This is a genomic window from Lysinibacillus sp. FSL M8-0216, from assembly GCF_038595555.1.
Classification (GTDB): domain Bacteria; phylum Bacillota; class Bacilli; order Bacillales_A; family Planococcaceae; genus Lysinibacillus; species Lysinibacillus fusiformis.
Map to the genome: position 1 here is coordinate 2,600,570 of NZ_CP152007.1, position 14,156 is coordinate 2,614,725.

The following is a 14,156-nucleotide window of genomic DNA, read 5'->3' on the forward strand; positions in this document are numbered from 1 at the left end:
GATTGGTACTAGCAATAGCCATCTTAATCATTTCAATCATTATTGCGATACTATATATCCCGAAACTCAAAAAGCAACAAGAGACCAAAACCATTCTTGTTTTTTCAATCCTATTACTAATTGGAACAGCGCTTAATATGGGCATTGCTCTCAAAATAAATATCCCGAGTCCTCTAGATTTTATAACCTTTATTTTTACACCAATTAAAGATTTTATCGTTTCACTCACAAAATAGTAGACACATCGTCATGAATTGGAGGACACTTATATGGAAAAAGAAGTAATTAGTTCAAGACAATTTACAATTATCACATTCCTCCTTTCTATCGGTACTGCCATCTTAATCATCCCTTCAAGTATTGCAAGCTCTAGTAAGCAAGATGCGTGGATTGCTGCAAGTATTGGTGTTGTCCTTAGTTTGCTTGTTGTGAAATTATTTGTGACGTTAGGGGACCAAACACCGACACTGAATTTTATTGAAGCAAATGAAAAACTTCTCGGTCGCTTTTTTGGAAAAATCACAGTGGTGGGCTTCCTTTCTCTTACCCTATTTGCGGGAGGAGAATTACTGTATTTTATTGGTGCTTTTATGAAAACAGAGGTAATGCCAGAAACGCCTACTATGGCATTTGCCTTGTTGTTTATTATTATAATTATGTATGCTACCTATTTAGGGATAGAAAACTTTGCTCGTTCAGCAGAAATACTTTTCCCTATGTTTGTCTTAATTTTTATTTTCTTTGTTGTCAGTATCACCCCACAAATTAAGTTTGAAAATATACAACCGATTATGGAAGCATCCAAAACATCCATCTTATATAGTATCATCCGCTTTGTAAGTGTCTTTTCTTTTTCGTTAGTTATGTTATTAATGATTTACCCTGCTAGTGTCAATGTCCAGCAATCCTCAAAGAAAGGATTTTACATAGGCATGCTTCTCGGTGGATTTGTTCTAGTAACATTGATTACTCTATCTATTTTAGTATTAGGGCCAGCCAACACGGCTTCGCGAACTTTCCCTAGCTATGCCCTAGCACAAAGAATCTCTATCGGAAATTTTTTACAGCGCATTGAAATTATCATGGCTTTTATGTGGATCGTATCCATTTTTATTCGAACGTTTATGTACTTCTATACAACTGTTGTCGGGATTGCACAAATTATGAAATTGAAGGATCACCGTCCACTTATCCTACCAATGGGTATTATTATGGTCGGACTTTCGCAAATTGTTCACCCAGACATCGTCCATTCCAACATTTATAATGATGAGATTTGGCCAATTTATGCATTTGTTTGCACCATATTATTACCCATACTTCTACTCATTGTAGCTGTTATTCGTAACCGAAAATCACAAGGTAATTCGACTGAAATGGGTCATGCGGATTCTAATCAGGGGCAAATGACTGATGCGAGTAATGCGGTTTCTAATCAAGGCAATCAGACGAAACCTGATAATATGGATTTCAATCAGGAGAATCAGACGAAACCTGATAATATGAATTCCAATCAGGAGAATCAGGCGATACCTGATAATAAGGATTCCCATCAGGAGAATAAGACGAAACCTGATAATATGAATTCCAATCAGGAGAATCAGGCGATACCTGATAATAAGGATTCCCATCAGGATAATCAGACGAAACCTGTTAATACGGATTCCAATCAGGAGAATCAGACAAAACCTGTTAATACAGATTCCAATCAGGATAATCAGACAAAACCTGTTAATACAGATTCCAATCAGGAGAATCAGACAAAACCTGATGATACAGATTCCAATCAGGAGAATCAGACAAAACCTGTTAATACGGATTCCAATCAGGATAATCAGACAAAACCTGTTAATACGGATTCCAATCAGGATAATCAGACAAAACCTGTTAATACAGATTCCAATCAGGATAATCAGGCGAACGATACTAATACAGGTACCACTCAAGTTAATCAGGCTAAACCTGCGACTATGGCTTCCAAGCAAGACAATCAGGCGACACCAGATAATACAGTTTCCAATCAGAAAAAAACAGATAATCCAGTCTCTACTCAAGACAATTCTGAAGCGGGCAACGCTACATCCAAACAGGACGACCAGGCGCCACCAGATAAAACGAGTTCTGACAAGAAAAATCTAGAATAACAAAGTCTAATTCCTTCAAGCTGCTTAGCGAAGAAATTAGACTTTTTAGTGTTATTTAAATATGATATTCAATTTCGTCCACAAAATCCCATTCATATGGTGTCTCTTGGTATACGTAGTAGTTCAACCAGTTGGAGAACAATAAATGCGTATGGGCACGCCATGTATTCATCGGTGCCTTTGCTGGATCATCATTTGGGAAGTAGTTTACTGGAACGTCTATATGGATGCCCTTGGCAACATCGCGACTGTATTCATCGGCTAATGTTGTCGCATCATATTCTAAATGACCAGTAATCATAATGTTTTTATTATCTTTGGATTGCACGATAAATACACCTGCATCCTCTGAATAGGATAATAAGCGTAAGTCTGGATGATTGCGAACCTCGTCAATCGAGACAGATGTATAGCGAGAATGAGGGGCTGTAAATAAATCACTAAAGCCTCGTACTAAATCTACTGTTAAATCAGTAATCACATGAGAATAAACTCCGGAGCATTTAGCAGAAAGCTCGACCTTTCCAATCCCATAATGATGATATAAAGCAGCCTGTGCCCCCCAACATATATGTAGCACGGATGTCACATTCTTTTTTGACCAATCCATAATTTCAGCAATTTCCTGCCAATAGTTAACCTCTTCAAATGGCATTTTTTCTACTGGCGCACCCGTAATGATCATACCATCATAGCGTCGATGACGAATTTGGTTAAACGTTGTGTAGAATAATTGTAAATGAGACTTACTGACATTTTTAGATTCATGAGTAGCTGTGTTTAAAAAAGTAATATTCACCTGTAATGGTGTATTTCCTAGTAATCGTAGTAATTGTAGCTCAGTTTTTTCTTTTTCAGGCATCAAATTTAAGATTAATATATTTAATGGACGTATTTGCTGTGTTCTCGCACGGTCCTCTTCCATTACGAAGATTTTTTCCTCACGTAAATGTTCTCCAGCAGGTAAATTTTTCGGAATATTAATTGGCATCTTGCGTTCCCCTCTCTTTTTTTGCTCCTTTTTCTAAAAATTAAAAAATCCTCCACATTCCATATGAGATAGAATGAGAAGGATTTTTTTCACGTTCACTCTTATCTCTCAAAGGAAAAACCTTTGCTGGAATTAGCACCTTTCTAACATTTGTTAGAGGTTGCTGAAGCGTCATCGGGCCAAATCCCTCTGCTTCTCTTGATAAGATTATTTAATTATCTTGAATTGTAACATGGACTAGTTAGAATATCAATAATTCATAGAATATTTTGTTATTCCTATGCATGTTCTCCAATCATTTGATAAACACTAAGCTTGCTGTATATGGTTATTCTACATGAAATTTTATGGTAAACATGCCGCTATTATGTTACCATATATCTTTAGTAATAGAGAGGAACGTGAATACTTTGATTAATATTGAATTTCCAAAACCAGATGTAGTCATTCGCCAACGCGAACAAGATGTAAAACCAGGTGATGTCCCAATTACACCATACTTTGGTTTCATCGACTTCCACAAAATCACACGTGATAAAGGCGGCATTTTCTTATTCTATAATGAAAAGAATGAGCTATTATTTGTCGGCAAAGCACGTAAAATTCGTCAACGCATTAAAAAACATTTTGAAGACAATGTATCTCCGTTGAAAAACTATCGTGACGAGGTCTTCAAAATTGAAGTCTATGAAGTAGAAGATCCTATGGAACGTGAAATTTATGAAACATATGCGATTAATACGTTCCGCTCCAAATACAATGTAGATAAAGTATTTTATTAATATCAACAAAAACCGAAATCTCTTTTTTAGGGATTTCGGTTTTTTTATTACATCATAGTCATGCGATCTATCGCCATGCTTTTGCCGTTAATATATAGCTCAATAATCGTCAGCTCCGGGTTTTTATTGATGGCATAGACATACGGTTGAGCTTCTTTCTTTTGCTCGCTTCCTTCCTTGAAATGAATGACTAACCGATCTTCATTTGCTGCCACACTTGCTAGCACATTTCCTTTCGAAAACATGACAAGATAGTACGTCATGTCATCTTCATACAATAACTGAATTCTTTCTTGAGCTATAATATGCTGTTGGATATGGTCAGGAACGATGGTTAGCTCCTGAATCTTAGGTGGAACTAGCAGCGGTGCAGAATCACATCCGCCAATCCATAATACATAAAACAATACTGGCAACATCCATTTTTTCAAGATGCTCCCCTTCCCTTATAGCTACTCTAAGAAAAATGCTTTACGTTCTTTAGCAATCCAGTCCTCAAGCTCTTTATCATCACGCTTCACTAGTCGATTGATAAGAACATCATGCCAAACATAATCCTCTAATAAATAAATATGCACAGGATCATTCGTTATAAAAGCGGTTTCCTGGTTTGACGGCGAGTGACCATAAATCATTTCTTGTCCATCAACCGATAAAATAAACCAATGGGGTGTAGAAGTCTTTCTCGTATAGTGTGTGGCTCTGTGCTGATCGATAGATGCCAGATGCTCCCCGACATATAAGGTAATGCCATGCACCTCCACATGCTGTGATACCCCTTCGATATCCTCGCGTAAGGCATCGTACATATCTTCCCACATCGATAGGATGACTTTTGTCTCTGCTTTTTTTAATAAGGTTTGACAATAATTGATGATTGTCTGCTTCCCTTTTAGCATTAACACTTTAGGTTCCGTTTCTTGTTCTTTCGTTTCTAGTTTTTCTAATTGATCACTAATCGACGTAAAATTCGATTGCCAGCGCTGTTGAACTTGCTGCAAAAACATCTCGACAGGAATGGAAGAATAAGTCGTTTGATCCGCCGTTTCCTCTTTCAGTACGAATCCCTTCTCAACAAGACCATTTAATATGTCATAGATTCTAGCTCTTGGTATCCCAGAGTTTTTGCTAACTTGGTAGGCACTGACATGACTATTTTGTACGAGTGCTGTATAGGCCTTTGCCTCATATTCTGTCAATCCCAGTTCTTTTAATTGGGCGATTAATTCATTCATATCATCCCTCCATATTTTTATTATAGGCTACTGTTGTGAACATTTGCCAATGAAAAAATTAGGCTTTACAGCATCGAATAAATTAGTTACTATTTCAGTAGTAACTAATAAAGAAGAGGTGTAAGCATGGTTTTTGATGTGGATGTACATATTTTAATACTATTGATTTCCTTTGGATTTTTGGCAGCATTTATCGATTCTGTCGTTGGAGGTGGTGGTTTAATTTCCTTACCAGCCTTATTGTTTGTTGGCTTAAATCCCGCCGCTGCAGTAGCAACCAATAAATTAGCTGGCGCGATGGGCTCACTCACATCGTCCATTTCCTTTTACCGTTCTGGTCAGCTTGAAATTCGATCTGTCCTGAAATATTTCCCTCTCGCCTTCATTGGATCATTATGTGGTGCTTGGACTGTTCATTTAATTAACCCAGCCCTATTAAAACCATTAATGCTTATCATGCTGGCGGCTGTTGGGATATATACGATCTTTAAAAAGGATTGGGGCGCTGTCTCAACGGTTAAAAATCTATCTAAAACGCACTTATTTTTATTTATGATGCTATTATTTGCTATTGGGTTTTATGACGGGTTTCTTGGTCCTGGAACGGGCTCTTTTTTAATCTTTAGCTTCTTGCTTGTTGGCTTTGATTTTTTAAAGGCGGCAGGAAATGCGAAATTTTTAAATTTAGCAAGTAATGTGGCAGGTGTTTGTATGTTTGCTTACTTAGGTCAAATCCATTATGTATATGGTTTAGTTATGGGAGTTGCTCAAATTGGTGGGGCTATGCTTGGCTCTCGTATGGCCATTCAAAAAGGAAGCGGCTTTGTCCGTACGCTTTTTATCATTGTGACGATGACGCTCCTTGCAAAAAATGCCTACGATTATATGATTCATTAAATAAAAACAACGCCACAGTCAAAAATCTGCGGCGTTGTTTTACATTATATGAGGAAATGCTCGTCCTTAAATTTATGACTAGTAGCAAGACTGACGATTACAAAAATAATGAAGGAAGCTATAATAGGAATCGTAACGGTATGCATACCGAAAGCGGTCGGATAGAACCGGTCAATGAAAATATACAAAGCCATACCTGAAATCATTGACGAAATGGCGCCATATTTGTTTGCTTTCCTCCAGTATAACCCGAGAACTACCGTCCAAATAAAGACTGCCTCAAGTCCACCAAATGCAAATAAATTTAACCACACTAATAAATCAGGTGGATGGAGTGCAAAGAGGACAACCGCTAAGCCAATGACCGTTGTTACTATAAAACTGGCACGCTTAATCTCTGCATCACTTGCCTTTGGCTTCATGTAATTTAAATAGATGTCTTTGACAACCGTAGAGCTTACTAGCATGAGCAGTGCATTGACAGTAGACATGGTAGCGGCCATTGGTGCTGCTAAGACAATCCCTGCTAAAAATGGCGGCAGTACCTTCAATGTTAAGAGTGGCATGACTTTATCACCAATATCGATGCCAGGTAGGACAGGTCGTGCTAACACACCAATTAGATGCATCCCAAACATGATCGTCCCGATGGCAATCGTGCCTATAATGATCGCTAAGTGCATACTTTTAGAATCCTTATAACTCATCGCACGCACGGCGATTTGAGGAAGACCGACCACCCCCACACCAATTAATATCCAAAATGTTGAAACATACAGAGGTGTTAAATCCCCTTCTGCTCCAAATGGAGATACGAAATTGGGATTCTCTGCGACCAGCGAGGTCATAATTTTATCGATGCCTCCACCTGCAATAATAGTACCGATTAATAAAATGACAGTTCCGATAACCATGATGGAGCCCTGTACAGTATCCGTTAAAGCAACTGCTCGGAAGCCACCAATAATAACATACACTAAAACTGAAATCGCAAATATAAACAGTCCCGCCGTATAATGTAAGCCTGTTAAAGACTCAATTAAACGGGCTCCTCCTACCCACTGCGCCATCATCGCTGAAAATAAAAAGACAATAATACTAATAGCAGACAGAATGACAATGACATGGCTTTTATAGCGTTCTCGTAAAAAGTCGATAAGCGTAATAGCTTGGTAACGACGAGCAATAATCGCAAATTTTTTCCCTAAAATCATCAGGACAAAATAGCCAGCAGGTAGCTGTGCCATAGCAAGTAGCACCCAGCCCAGCCCTTTCGTATAAGCTACTCCTGGCCCTCCGATAAAGCTACTCGCACTACCATATGTAGCTATCATTGTCATCGCTAGGATAAATCCACCCATTTCTCGACCACCAAGGAAATACTCCTGTAGAAACGAGTTAGAAGAGCGGACATGTTTATTGGCCCATAAACCAATTCCAAAAATAATAATTAAAAATAATAGCAATGGAAATACAACTTGCCAATGCATTAGCGCTCCTCCTCCTCATCTTCAAATGGAACCTCTTTAAAGAAGAGCTTCATAACGATCCAGATGAGCAGGATCATAAAGCCTGTCCCTGCGATACAGCTATAGAAAAACCAAGCAGGAAAACCCAAAACATACGAATAATTTGCGGGATCCCCTGCACCTAGTCCATAAGCAAAGCCAAACCAAATCGCAAAGTTGACAAGGACTAATCCAATTCCAATAAGCGCCTCTCGATGCGCAATTTTAAAGCGTTGATCTTTCACAAGACAATCCCCCTAACCTACTCTATTTTACTGATATGTTGGTCTGATGGGAAGAGATGTGAAAAAATAAGCGGTAACAAGAACTAAACAACGATAAACAGAGGTTCTTGCACGATTACCAGTCTTAAAAGCGCAATAACCTTCGCCTATTACATGAGACGAAGGTTATATGCAAAGTCAATTTTTATTGGAGCTTTTCCCAAACTTAAAATGTTCCAACGCTAAAGAATTGTGCATGTTGAATAAAAATAATAGGTTCTCCTTGTAATGACGCTATTTTTGATGGCTCTGTCGATTCCGATAATAGAAACACGAGCACTTTTATTCACATGGCGTAGCATCTACAAGCATATGCAAAGCCTTTTTATCGATTTTACCGACGCTTGTTTTCGGTAATTCCTCTAAGAAAAGGATTTGTTTAGGGATTTTAAACCTACCTAGCTGTTGATGACACAGGTCGTGGAGTTCATCTAAAATGGTCGCTACTTGATTGTGACAGACAATGAAAGCTGTCACGACCTCTCCCCAATAGTCGTCTGCTATGCCAATTACGGCAACCTCCTGTACATCAGGATGCTGTAATATACACTGTTCGACTTCCTGAGGATAAACATTTTCACCACCAGAGATGATCATTTCTTTTCTACGTCCAACAATAAAGAAATCGCCATCCTCATCCATCATAGCTAGATCGCCCGTTTTTAACCAACCATCTTGCATAATACTGGCCGTTTCCTCCTTGTTATTCCAATAGAAACGAAACATATGCTTGCCTTTTACTAATAGCTCCCCCACTTCACGAGGTGCACAATTATGTCCAGTCGGTTTGATGATTTTAGCTTCAATGAATTGCATGCTTTTCCCAACGGCTCCTTTTTTGGCATAGGCATCCTCGCGAGCAATGAAAAAGTTATTAGGTCCTGCCTCCGTCAAGCCGTAGCCCTCTTTAAAAAATAACCCTTTCCTATAAAATGCATCGTAAATTGGATGAGGACATGGGGCACCACCTGATAAAAATACTTTCATCGAAGGAAATTGATTTTCCTGAAAATATTTCGAGGCAATCATTGCTTGATACATCGTTGGGACAAAAAGTGAGATTGTTGTTTCATATTGGTTTGTAGCTCGCAGTGCTGCCTCCGCTTCGAATTTATCACCAATAATAACAGTCCCACCAGCCATCAGTAAGGGGATACAAAGCGCATTTAAGCCACCTGTATGAAACATGGGCATATAATTTAAAGTACGATCTTTGTCGTGCAAACCCCAGCTAATAATTGTATTCATGGCATTCCAATTGACTGACTCAAAGGATAACACGACCCCCTTTGGCCGACCTGTTGTCCCCCCTGTATAAATCATGAGCCAGGGATCATCTACTTCCATAGTTTGCTTATTAACGCTCCCTTTTTTCTGTTGCTGGATACTATGCAGCGAAAACATTTTGTCTAACACGATTGGACAAGTATCCTCCTCTTCAAACAAGAGGATTGAAGGGGTAGCATCCTCCAAAATTTGGGCTAGTTCCTCCTTACTCAAACGCCAATTTAACGGCACATAAATAAGTCCGCGCAGCCCACAGGCAAAGAGAACAGCAAAAAGTTGAATATGATTTTTGGCAAAAACTGCGACTCTACTTCCCTTCAATAGCTGCTGACCCTGGAAAAATTGACACCATTTACTGATTTCCTCACTTAATTGCTGATACGTCCATTGCTCTGCTGTAGCTAGATTAATCAATGCAATGTGGTGAGGTGTTAATGCAGCTCGCTTTAAAATCCACTCGTGCTCAACAAACATGTAGAAAACCTCCCGTCACATCATAATGGCGCCATCCACATGAAGCGTATGACCATGGACGTAGGAGGCTTCATCAGATGCTAAAAACAAGTAAGCATTAGCAATATCGCGAGGTGTACCTAAACGCTGCAATGGGACGATCGATCGCATTTGAGCAAGGATATTTTCAGGCATTTTCTTTACCATATCGGTTTCTGTAAAGCCAGGAGCAACCGCATTGACATTAATCCCTTTCCGCCCTAATTCCTTTGCCCATGTTTTAGTCATTCCTACAATCGCCGCTTTTGTGGCTGCATAATTCGTTTGACCAACATTGCCATAGACACCACTTACAGAGGATGTATTAATAATTTTGCCGCTCCCAGCCGCAACCATATGGGGAATGACTTCCTGTGTACAGTGAAAAACACCTGTCAAATTGACATCTAACACTTGTTGAAATTGATCCTCCGTCATCTTAGTTAGCATGGCGTCTCTTGTAATCCCTGCATTATTCACTAGAATATCGATACATCCTACTTGCTCAATGACGGTTGCCACTAATTGTTTTACGCTCTCCCGATTCGCTACATCCACTTGTATAAATGTCGCCTTTTCACCTAAATGTTGTGCTACAGCATTCCCCTCATCGTTATCATAGTCAGCAATAAAAACCACTGCCCCTTCTTCGATAAAACGCTCAGCAGCCGCATAGCCAATACCATTGGCGGCACCTGTAATAATGGCGACTTTATTGTTTAAGCGCATAATTTCTCCCTCCAATTTCTAAAAAGGTTTCAATTTCAGCTGTCAGCTGTGCGACATCATCCACTAATGGAGAGTGCCCACAATCTTTTAAGCCCACAAATTGAGCCTGCTTGCCCAGATCCTGAAGCAATTCTGCATTCATTTTTTCCGTAATGACTAAATCACGATCTCCTCTTAATACTAAAATGGGAATAGTAAGAAGTAGGGCTTCGTGTGTCCCTTTAGCCACCTCATGATCAACTACACTTATATTAAAAGTATTCAGTGCATGATAAACTTCCGCTAAATTTCGCTGTGTCAGCATATCCTCAACATATTCTTCATATTTTTCCTTGCTCGGCTGGTGATGGGTATAAATTAAAGAATTCCACAGTGACTGTAAGCCTTCTCTATTTTTCGTATGATAGAAGCCCTGTATAAGCTTCGTTTTCGATGTATCCACAAGTACCTCTTCATAGCTATACGCTCTCTTAAATGAGGCAGGATTGCCCGTTCCTAAATCCGTGTAAAATGGATAGCCACGTGTGGAAGCAGATGCTAGTAAAATCAGTCGTTGACAATAGCCTGGATAATTGGCGGCAAACTGTAGACAGACTGCTCCACCCGTTGACCAGCCAATCATATCAAAGGTTTGTAATTGCAAAGCATCCACAAATAATTTGACATCCCCACTAAAATCTCTGATGGACGAAATAGGCTGATGGTAGGAAGATCCACCAAAACCTCGTAAATCAATCGCATAAATCGTAAATTTTTCATCTAAAGCATCCATTAGTAAGTCCCAATGCTTAGAGGAGGTCATATTCCCGTGAACCAGCACTAAAGGATGCCCTCCACCCGAACGTTTTCGATAGGCCATCGTTTCTCCATTTGCTAACTGAACCGTTTTTAACATTGCACTTCCCCCTTATCCCCAACGTATTGTAATAGCCCCCCATACATAGCCAATGCCTGCACTAACCAATGTAACAATATCGCCAGCTTGTATTCGATTTTGTTCTAAAGCAAGCTGTAAGGACAATATTTGATCAATCTGACCAATATGCCCATAGTCTTGTAAATAAATAGATTGCTCGGGCTGCAGACCAAGCTCCGTTAAAATATAGTCATGGGCGGATCTTTTCATATGCAGCATCGCTAAATAATGTAACTGCTCTTCCCTATATCCACTTTTCGATAAAGAGCTACGAATGACCTTCAAAAAGTTGCTTAAAGATTTCTGTTCTAACCGTTCTTTCATGCCAATCGGATCTAGAACATCCAACTGATATAATTGTTCTGTTAAATGAGAGGGTGTTAATGGTGTTTTCGTGCCACCAACAGGAACGACGACATCCTCAGAAAAGGTGCCATCTGTCATGATATCCGCCTCTAAAAGCTGGTTTTTTGGATAGTTTTTTTGTAACAGCATAGCGCCTCCACCAGCTGCCAAATTATACATAAAGCGTGTTCGTGGATTGCTATAATTGATAAAATCAACATTGCGATAACCACCAGCGATGAGAATTGTGTTGATCGTGTCGTCGGAGGCCATTAAGCTTTTTGCGACCTTCAGCGCCATAATCGTCGTGCCACAACGTAATTGCACATCAAATGCCCACGCATAGACTGCACCAAGCTCTTCCTGCATTTTGATGGAGGCTGTCCATAAAGGATATTCCTTATGCTCCTCTCCCATATAAATAACAACATCAATATCTTTCGGCTCTATATGTGCTTTTTTAAGGGCATCCTGTGCTGCCCATATCCCCATTTGCACGGTATGATCATGCTCTCCAGGAATCGGTTTTTCATGAATGCCCATTTTTTGACGGATAATATCCTCTGGAATATTGGAAAGATCCGCAATTTCATTGGATGACATTCTGTTTTGTGGTAGATAAATACCTGTACTGACAATCCCTACTGTCATTCAAATCGCTCCTTTTCCTGCGGCAAGGCAACCTGTGTTTTTCTGTTCTTTACTTTTCCTCGCCATTTCCATATGAGCAAGCGAAGTGTACCAATAAGGCCCTTTGGGAAAAAGATCACCGCTAAAATATAAAGAATGCCAAAGAAAATAATCCAACGTTCAAAAATAGGATAATCTCGTGCCAATCCAGATAATGTGTGCTGAGCATATTCAATGACTGCTGACCCTAATAATGGTCCCACTAAAGTGCCGACACCACCAATAATGGTCATTAATAAAGCATCGAGTGTAATATCCATCGTCATTACACTTGTATTAACGAAGCGTAGGGATACGGCATATAAAGAACCTGCGAAGCTCGCAACAATGCCTGCCACAACTGAAGCAATGACTTTATAATGCAAGGTGTTGAAGCCTAATGATTTCGTCCGTTGTTCATTTTCACGAACAGCAATTAAAATTCGACCTGTCGGAGAATTAACGAAGCGATAAAGGGCTAAAAAGATTAAAACTAGGCTCCCGAGTACAAAAAAATAGAACGTCATACGATCTCTAAACATATCTGGTGCTCGAAATGTAAAGCCATCATTGCCGTAAGTAACCGTGCGCCATTTTTCAGCTAGTACTAGAAATAACCCTGAAAAGGCTAATGTCAGCATAGCAAAGAAATGACTTTTCAAACGAAGTGTCAGTAGCCCTACTAAGAAGCTAATGAGTCCTGCTAACAGCATGCCAATCACGATGGAGAGGACAAAAATAACCATAGTATTTTCCATCTGCTTGAGCATAACCGCTGTTGTATAGGCACCAATACCAAAAAACATGGCATGCCCAAACGACACGATTCCTGTATAACCTAGTAAAATATCATAGCTCATTGCTAGTATCCCAAAAATGAAAATTTGCGTTAATAAAATAAGTAATGTCCTTGAATCATTAACGAAAGGAAGTATGAAAAATATCCCAAATAATAGGAAAAATGCGATATGGCGTAAGGCAATTTTTGGCTTCATGATGTTCGCTCCTTTCGCAATGCAAACAGTCCTTGAGGGCGGAAGATTAATACAATTGCCATTAATATCATATTGACTGCAAGTGATAGGACGGGCACATAATAAGCCATAAAGCTACCTGCTAGTCCTACTAAAATAGCCGCCAGCAAGGAGCCGGAAAAACTGCCCATTCCACCAATGACTACCACAATAAAGCCTAAAATAGCGTATTCCATACCCATTTCTGCATAGATTACGCCTGAATAGGGAGCCATCAACATGCCACTTAGTGCTGCAAGTGCCGCACCAATCATGAAAACATATAAAAACACACGTTTAATATGAATACCAAGAGCCTGCGCCATTTCCTTGTCTTGAACGCCTGCCCGAACAATTAAACCAATCTTCGTGCGCTTCAGCATATATTGGAAAATCCCAAAAATCACAAATCCAATGACAATAATAAATAACCGATATTTGATGATAATAACGTCACCAATTTCCCAGCTACCAGCTAAATAACTTGGTGTTTTCACGGCAACACCATTCGGGCCAAAGACTACTTTAATTAGCTCCTGCAAAACAAGCATCAATCCTAACGTTATTAAAATTTGCTGAATATGATTGCCGTAAACAGGTGTGATAATTAATTTTTCTGTGATAAATCCTAGCAATGCCCCCGTTAAAATAGCACCAATAATCCCTACGATGAAACTTTCCGTATACATATAGGTGAAGATTCCCGCATAAGCCCCCCAAACGAATAACCCACCATGCGCGAAATTTAACACATCCATTAAGCCGAAAATTAACGTCAAGCCTGCCGCTAGTAAAAATATCAGCATGCCTGTTGCCAAGCCATTAATGATTAAATTGACAAACAGCTCCAATGATGGTCACCCC

15 protein-coding genes and 1 riboswitch are annotated in these 14,156 nt (G+C 39.5%); of the genes, 4 read left to right on the forward strand and 11 right to left on the reverse strand.

Going from position 1 to position 14,156, the window contains the following annotated elements; genetic code table 11:
• Positions 1–2: 2 nt before the first annotated feature.
• On the forward strand, positions 3–236 hold the full coding sequence (locus MKX57_RS12690) for a hypothetical protein (protein WP_008178745.1): 234 nt from the start codon (positions 3–5) through the stop codon (positions 234–236).
• A gap of 33 nt (positions 237–269) precedes the next feature.
• Positions 270–2,144 carry an endospore germination permease gene (locus tag MKX57_RS12695; RefSeq protein ID WP_342550329.1) on the forward strand — a complete coding sequence of 625 codons (1,875 nt, stop codon included), beginning with the start codon at positions 270–272 and terminating at the stop codon, positions 2,142–2,144.
• Positions 2,145–2,199: 55 nt separating this feature from the next.
• Here the strand turns inward: MKX57_RS12695 and metA are convergent, their stop codons facing one another.
• Entirely contained in the window at positions 2,200–3,135 is a 936-nt protein-coding gene (gene metA, locus MKX57_RS12700; protein ID WP_036227305.1) for a homoserine O-succinyltransferase, read from the reverse strand.
• Between the two features lie 98 nt (positions 3,136–3,233).
• Positions 3,234–3,343: riboswitch (SAM riboswitch) on the reverse strand.
• 202 nt (positions 3,344–3,545) lie between these two features.
• Between metA and MKX57_RS12705 the strand changes: the two genes are divergently transcribed.
• On the forward strand, positions 3,546–3,917 hold the full coding sequence (locus tag MKX57_RS12705) for a nucleotide excision repair endonuclease (RefSeq protein ID WP_008178740.1): 372 nt from the start codon (positions 3,546–3,548) through the stop codon (positions 3,915–3,917).
• 47 nt (positions 3,918–3,964) lie between these two features.
• Here the strand turns inward: MKX57_RS12705 and MKX57_RS12710 are convergent, their stop codons facing one another.
• On the reverse strand, positions 3,965–4,348 hold the full coding sequence (locus MKX57_RS12710) for a hypothetical protein (RefSeq protein ID WP_253734802.1): 384 nt from the start codon (positions 4,346–4,348) through the stop codon (positions 3,965–3,967).
• Positions 4,349–4,369: 21 nt separating this feature from the next.
• The gene (locus tag MKX57_RS12715; protein WP_089987196.1) at positions 4,370–5,152 is read right to left on the reverse strand and encodes a TrmB family transcriptional regulator; all 783 of its coding nucleotides are present in this window, start codon (positions 5,150–5,152) and stop codon (positions 4,370–4,372) included.
• Between the two features lie 126 nt (positions 5,153–5,278).
• Between MKX57_RS12715 and MKX57_RS12720 the strand changes: the two genes are divergently transcribed.
• A complete protein-coding gene (locus MKX57_RS12720) occupies positions 5,279–6,049 on the forward strand; it encodes a TSUP family transporter (protein ID WP_008178734.1) in 771 nt (256 codons plus the stop codon).
• 44 nt (positions 6,050–6,093) lie between these two features.
• On the opposite strand, the gene panF is transcribed toward MKX57_RS12720, so the two are convergent.
• The 8 genes from panF to MKX57_RS12760 form a co-directional block, all read right to left on the reverse strand.
• Entirely contained in the window at positions 6,094–7,539 is a 1,446-nt protein-coding gene (gene panF / locus MKX57_RS12725; RefSeq protein WP_342550330.1) for a sodium/pantothenate symporter, read from the reverse strand.
• Positions 7,539–7,802 (reverse strand): YhdT family protein, encoded by a 264-nt coding sequence (locus tag MKX57_RS12730; protein ID WP_258269565.1) that lies wholly within the window; start codon positions 7,800–7,802, stop codon positions 7,539–7,541. Before MKX57_RS12730 ends, panF begins: the two co-directional genes overlap by 1 nt.
• A gap of 321 nt (positions 7,803–8,123) precedes the next feature.
• Positions 8,124–9,602: an AMP-binding protein gene (locus MKX57_RS12735; protein WP_089987198.1), complete on the reverse strand. Its 1,479-nt coding sequence runs from the start codon at positions 9,600–9,602 to the stop codon at positions 8,124–8,126.
• 15 nt (positions 9,603–9,617) lie between these two features.
• Positions 9,618–10,349 (reverse strand): 3-oxoacyl-ACP reductase FabG, encoded by a 732-nt coding sequence (gene fabG, locus MKX57_RS12740; RefSeq protein ID WP_342550331.1) that lies wholly within the window; start codon positions 10,347–10,349, stop codon positions 9,618–9,620.
• Complete coding sequence (locus MKX57_RS12745; RefSeq protein WP_342550332.1) at positions 10,333–11,244, reverse strand: alpha/beta hydrolase; 912 nt, start codon at positions 11,242–11,244, stop codon at positions 10,333–10,335. The genes fabG and MKX57_RS12745 overlap by 17 nt, the downstream gene beginning before the upstream one ends.
• Positions 11,245–11,256: 12 nt before the next feature.
• Positions 11,257–12,261, reverse strand: coding sequence for a 3-oxoacyl-ACP synthase (locus tag MKX57_RS12750; RefSeq protein WP_089987201.1), 1,005 nt, complete (start codon positions 12,259–12,261; stop codon positions 11,257–11,259).
• Positions 12,258–13,274: a branched-chain amino acid ABC transporter permease gene (locus MKX57_RS12755; RefSeq protein ID WP_008178720.1), complete on the reverse strand. Its 1,017-nt coding sequence runs from the start codon at positions 13,272–13,274 to the stop codon at positions 12,258–12,260. The genes MKX57_RS12750 and MKX57_RS12755 overlap by 4 nt, the downstream gene beginning before the upstream one ends.
• Positions 13,271–14,143 carry a branched-chain amino acid ABC transporter permease gene (locus tag MKX57_RS12760; protein ID WP_089987202.1) on the reverse strand — a complete coding sequence of 291 codons (873 nt, stop codon included), beginning with the start codon at positions 14,141–14,143 and terminating at the stop codon, positions 13,271–13,273. Before MKX57_RS12760 ends, MKX57_RS12755 begins: the two co-directional genes overlap by 4 nt.
• Positions 14,144–14,156 lie beyond the last annotated feature (13 nt).

What these genes read in the sequence shown, in the direction of transcription:
- MKX57_RS12735 (WP_089987198.1), bottom strand. Translation starts at nt 9,602, where the DNA reads ATGTTTGTTGAGCACGAGTGGATTTTAAAGCGAGCTGCATTAACACCT.
- MKX57_RS12715 (WP_089987196.1), bottom strand. Translation starts at nt 5,152, where the DNA reads ATGAATGAATTAATCGCCCAATTAAAAGAACTGGGATTGACAGAATAT.
- MKX57_RS12745 (WP_342550332.1), bottom strand. Translation starts at nt 11,244, where the DNA reads ATGTTAAAAACGGTTCAGTTAGCAAATGGAGAAACGATGGCCTATCGA.
- fabG (WP_342550331.1), bottom strand. Translation starts at nt 10,349, where the DNA reads ATGCGCTTAAACAATAAAGTCGCCATTATTACAGGTGCCGCCAATGGT.
- MKX57_RS12720 (WP_008178734.1), top strand. Translation starts at nt 5,279, where the DNA reads ATGGTTTTTGATGTGGATGTACATATTTTAATACTATTGATTTCCTTT.
- MKX57_RS12695 (WP_342550329.1), top strand. Translation starts at nt 270, where the DNA reads ATGGAAAAAGAAGTAATTAGTTCAAGACAATTTACAATTATCACATTC.
- panF (WP_342550330.1), bottom strand. Translation starts at nt 7,539, where the DNA reads ATGCATTGGCAAGTTGTATTTCCATTGCTATTATTTTTAATTATTATT.
- MKX57_RS12750 (WP_089987201.1), bottom strand. Translation starts at nt 12,261, where the DNA reads ATGACAGTAGGGATTGTCAGTACAGGTATTTATCTACCACAAAACAGA.
- metA (WP_036227305.1), bottom strand. Translation starts at nt 3,135, where the DNA reads ATGCCAATTAATATTCCGAAAAATTTACCTGCTGGAGAACATTTACGT.
- MKX57_RS12755 (WP_008178720.1), bottom strand. Translation starts at nt 13,274, where the DNA reads ATGAAGCCAAAAATTGCCTTACGCCATATCGCATTTTTCCTATTATTT.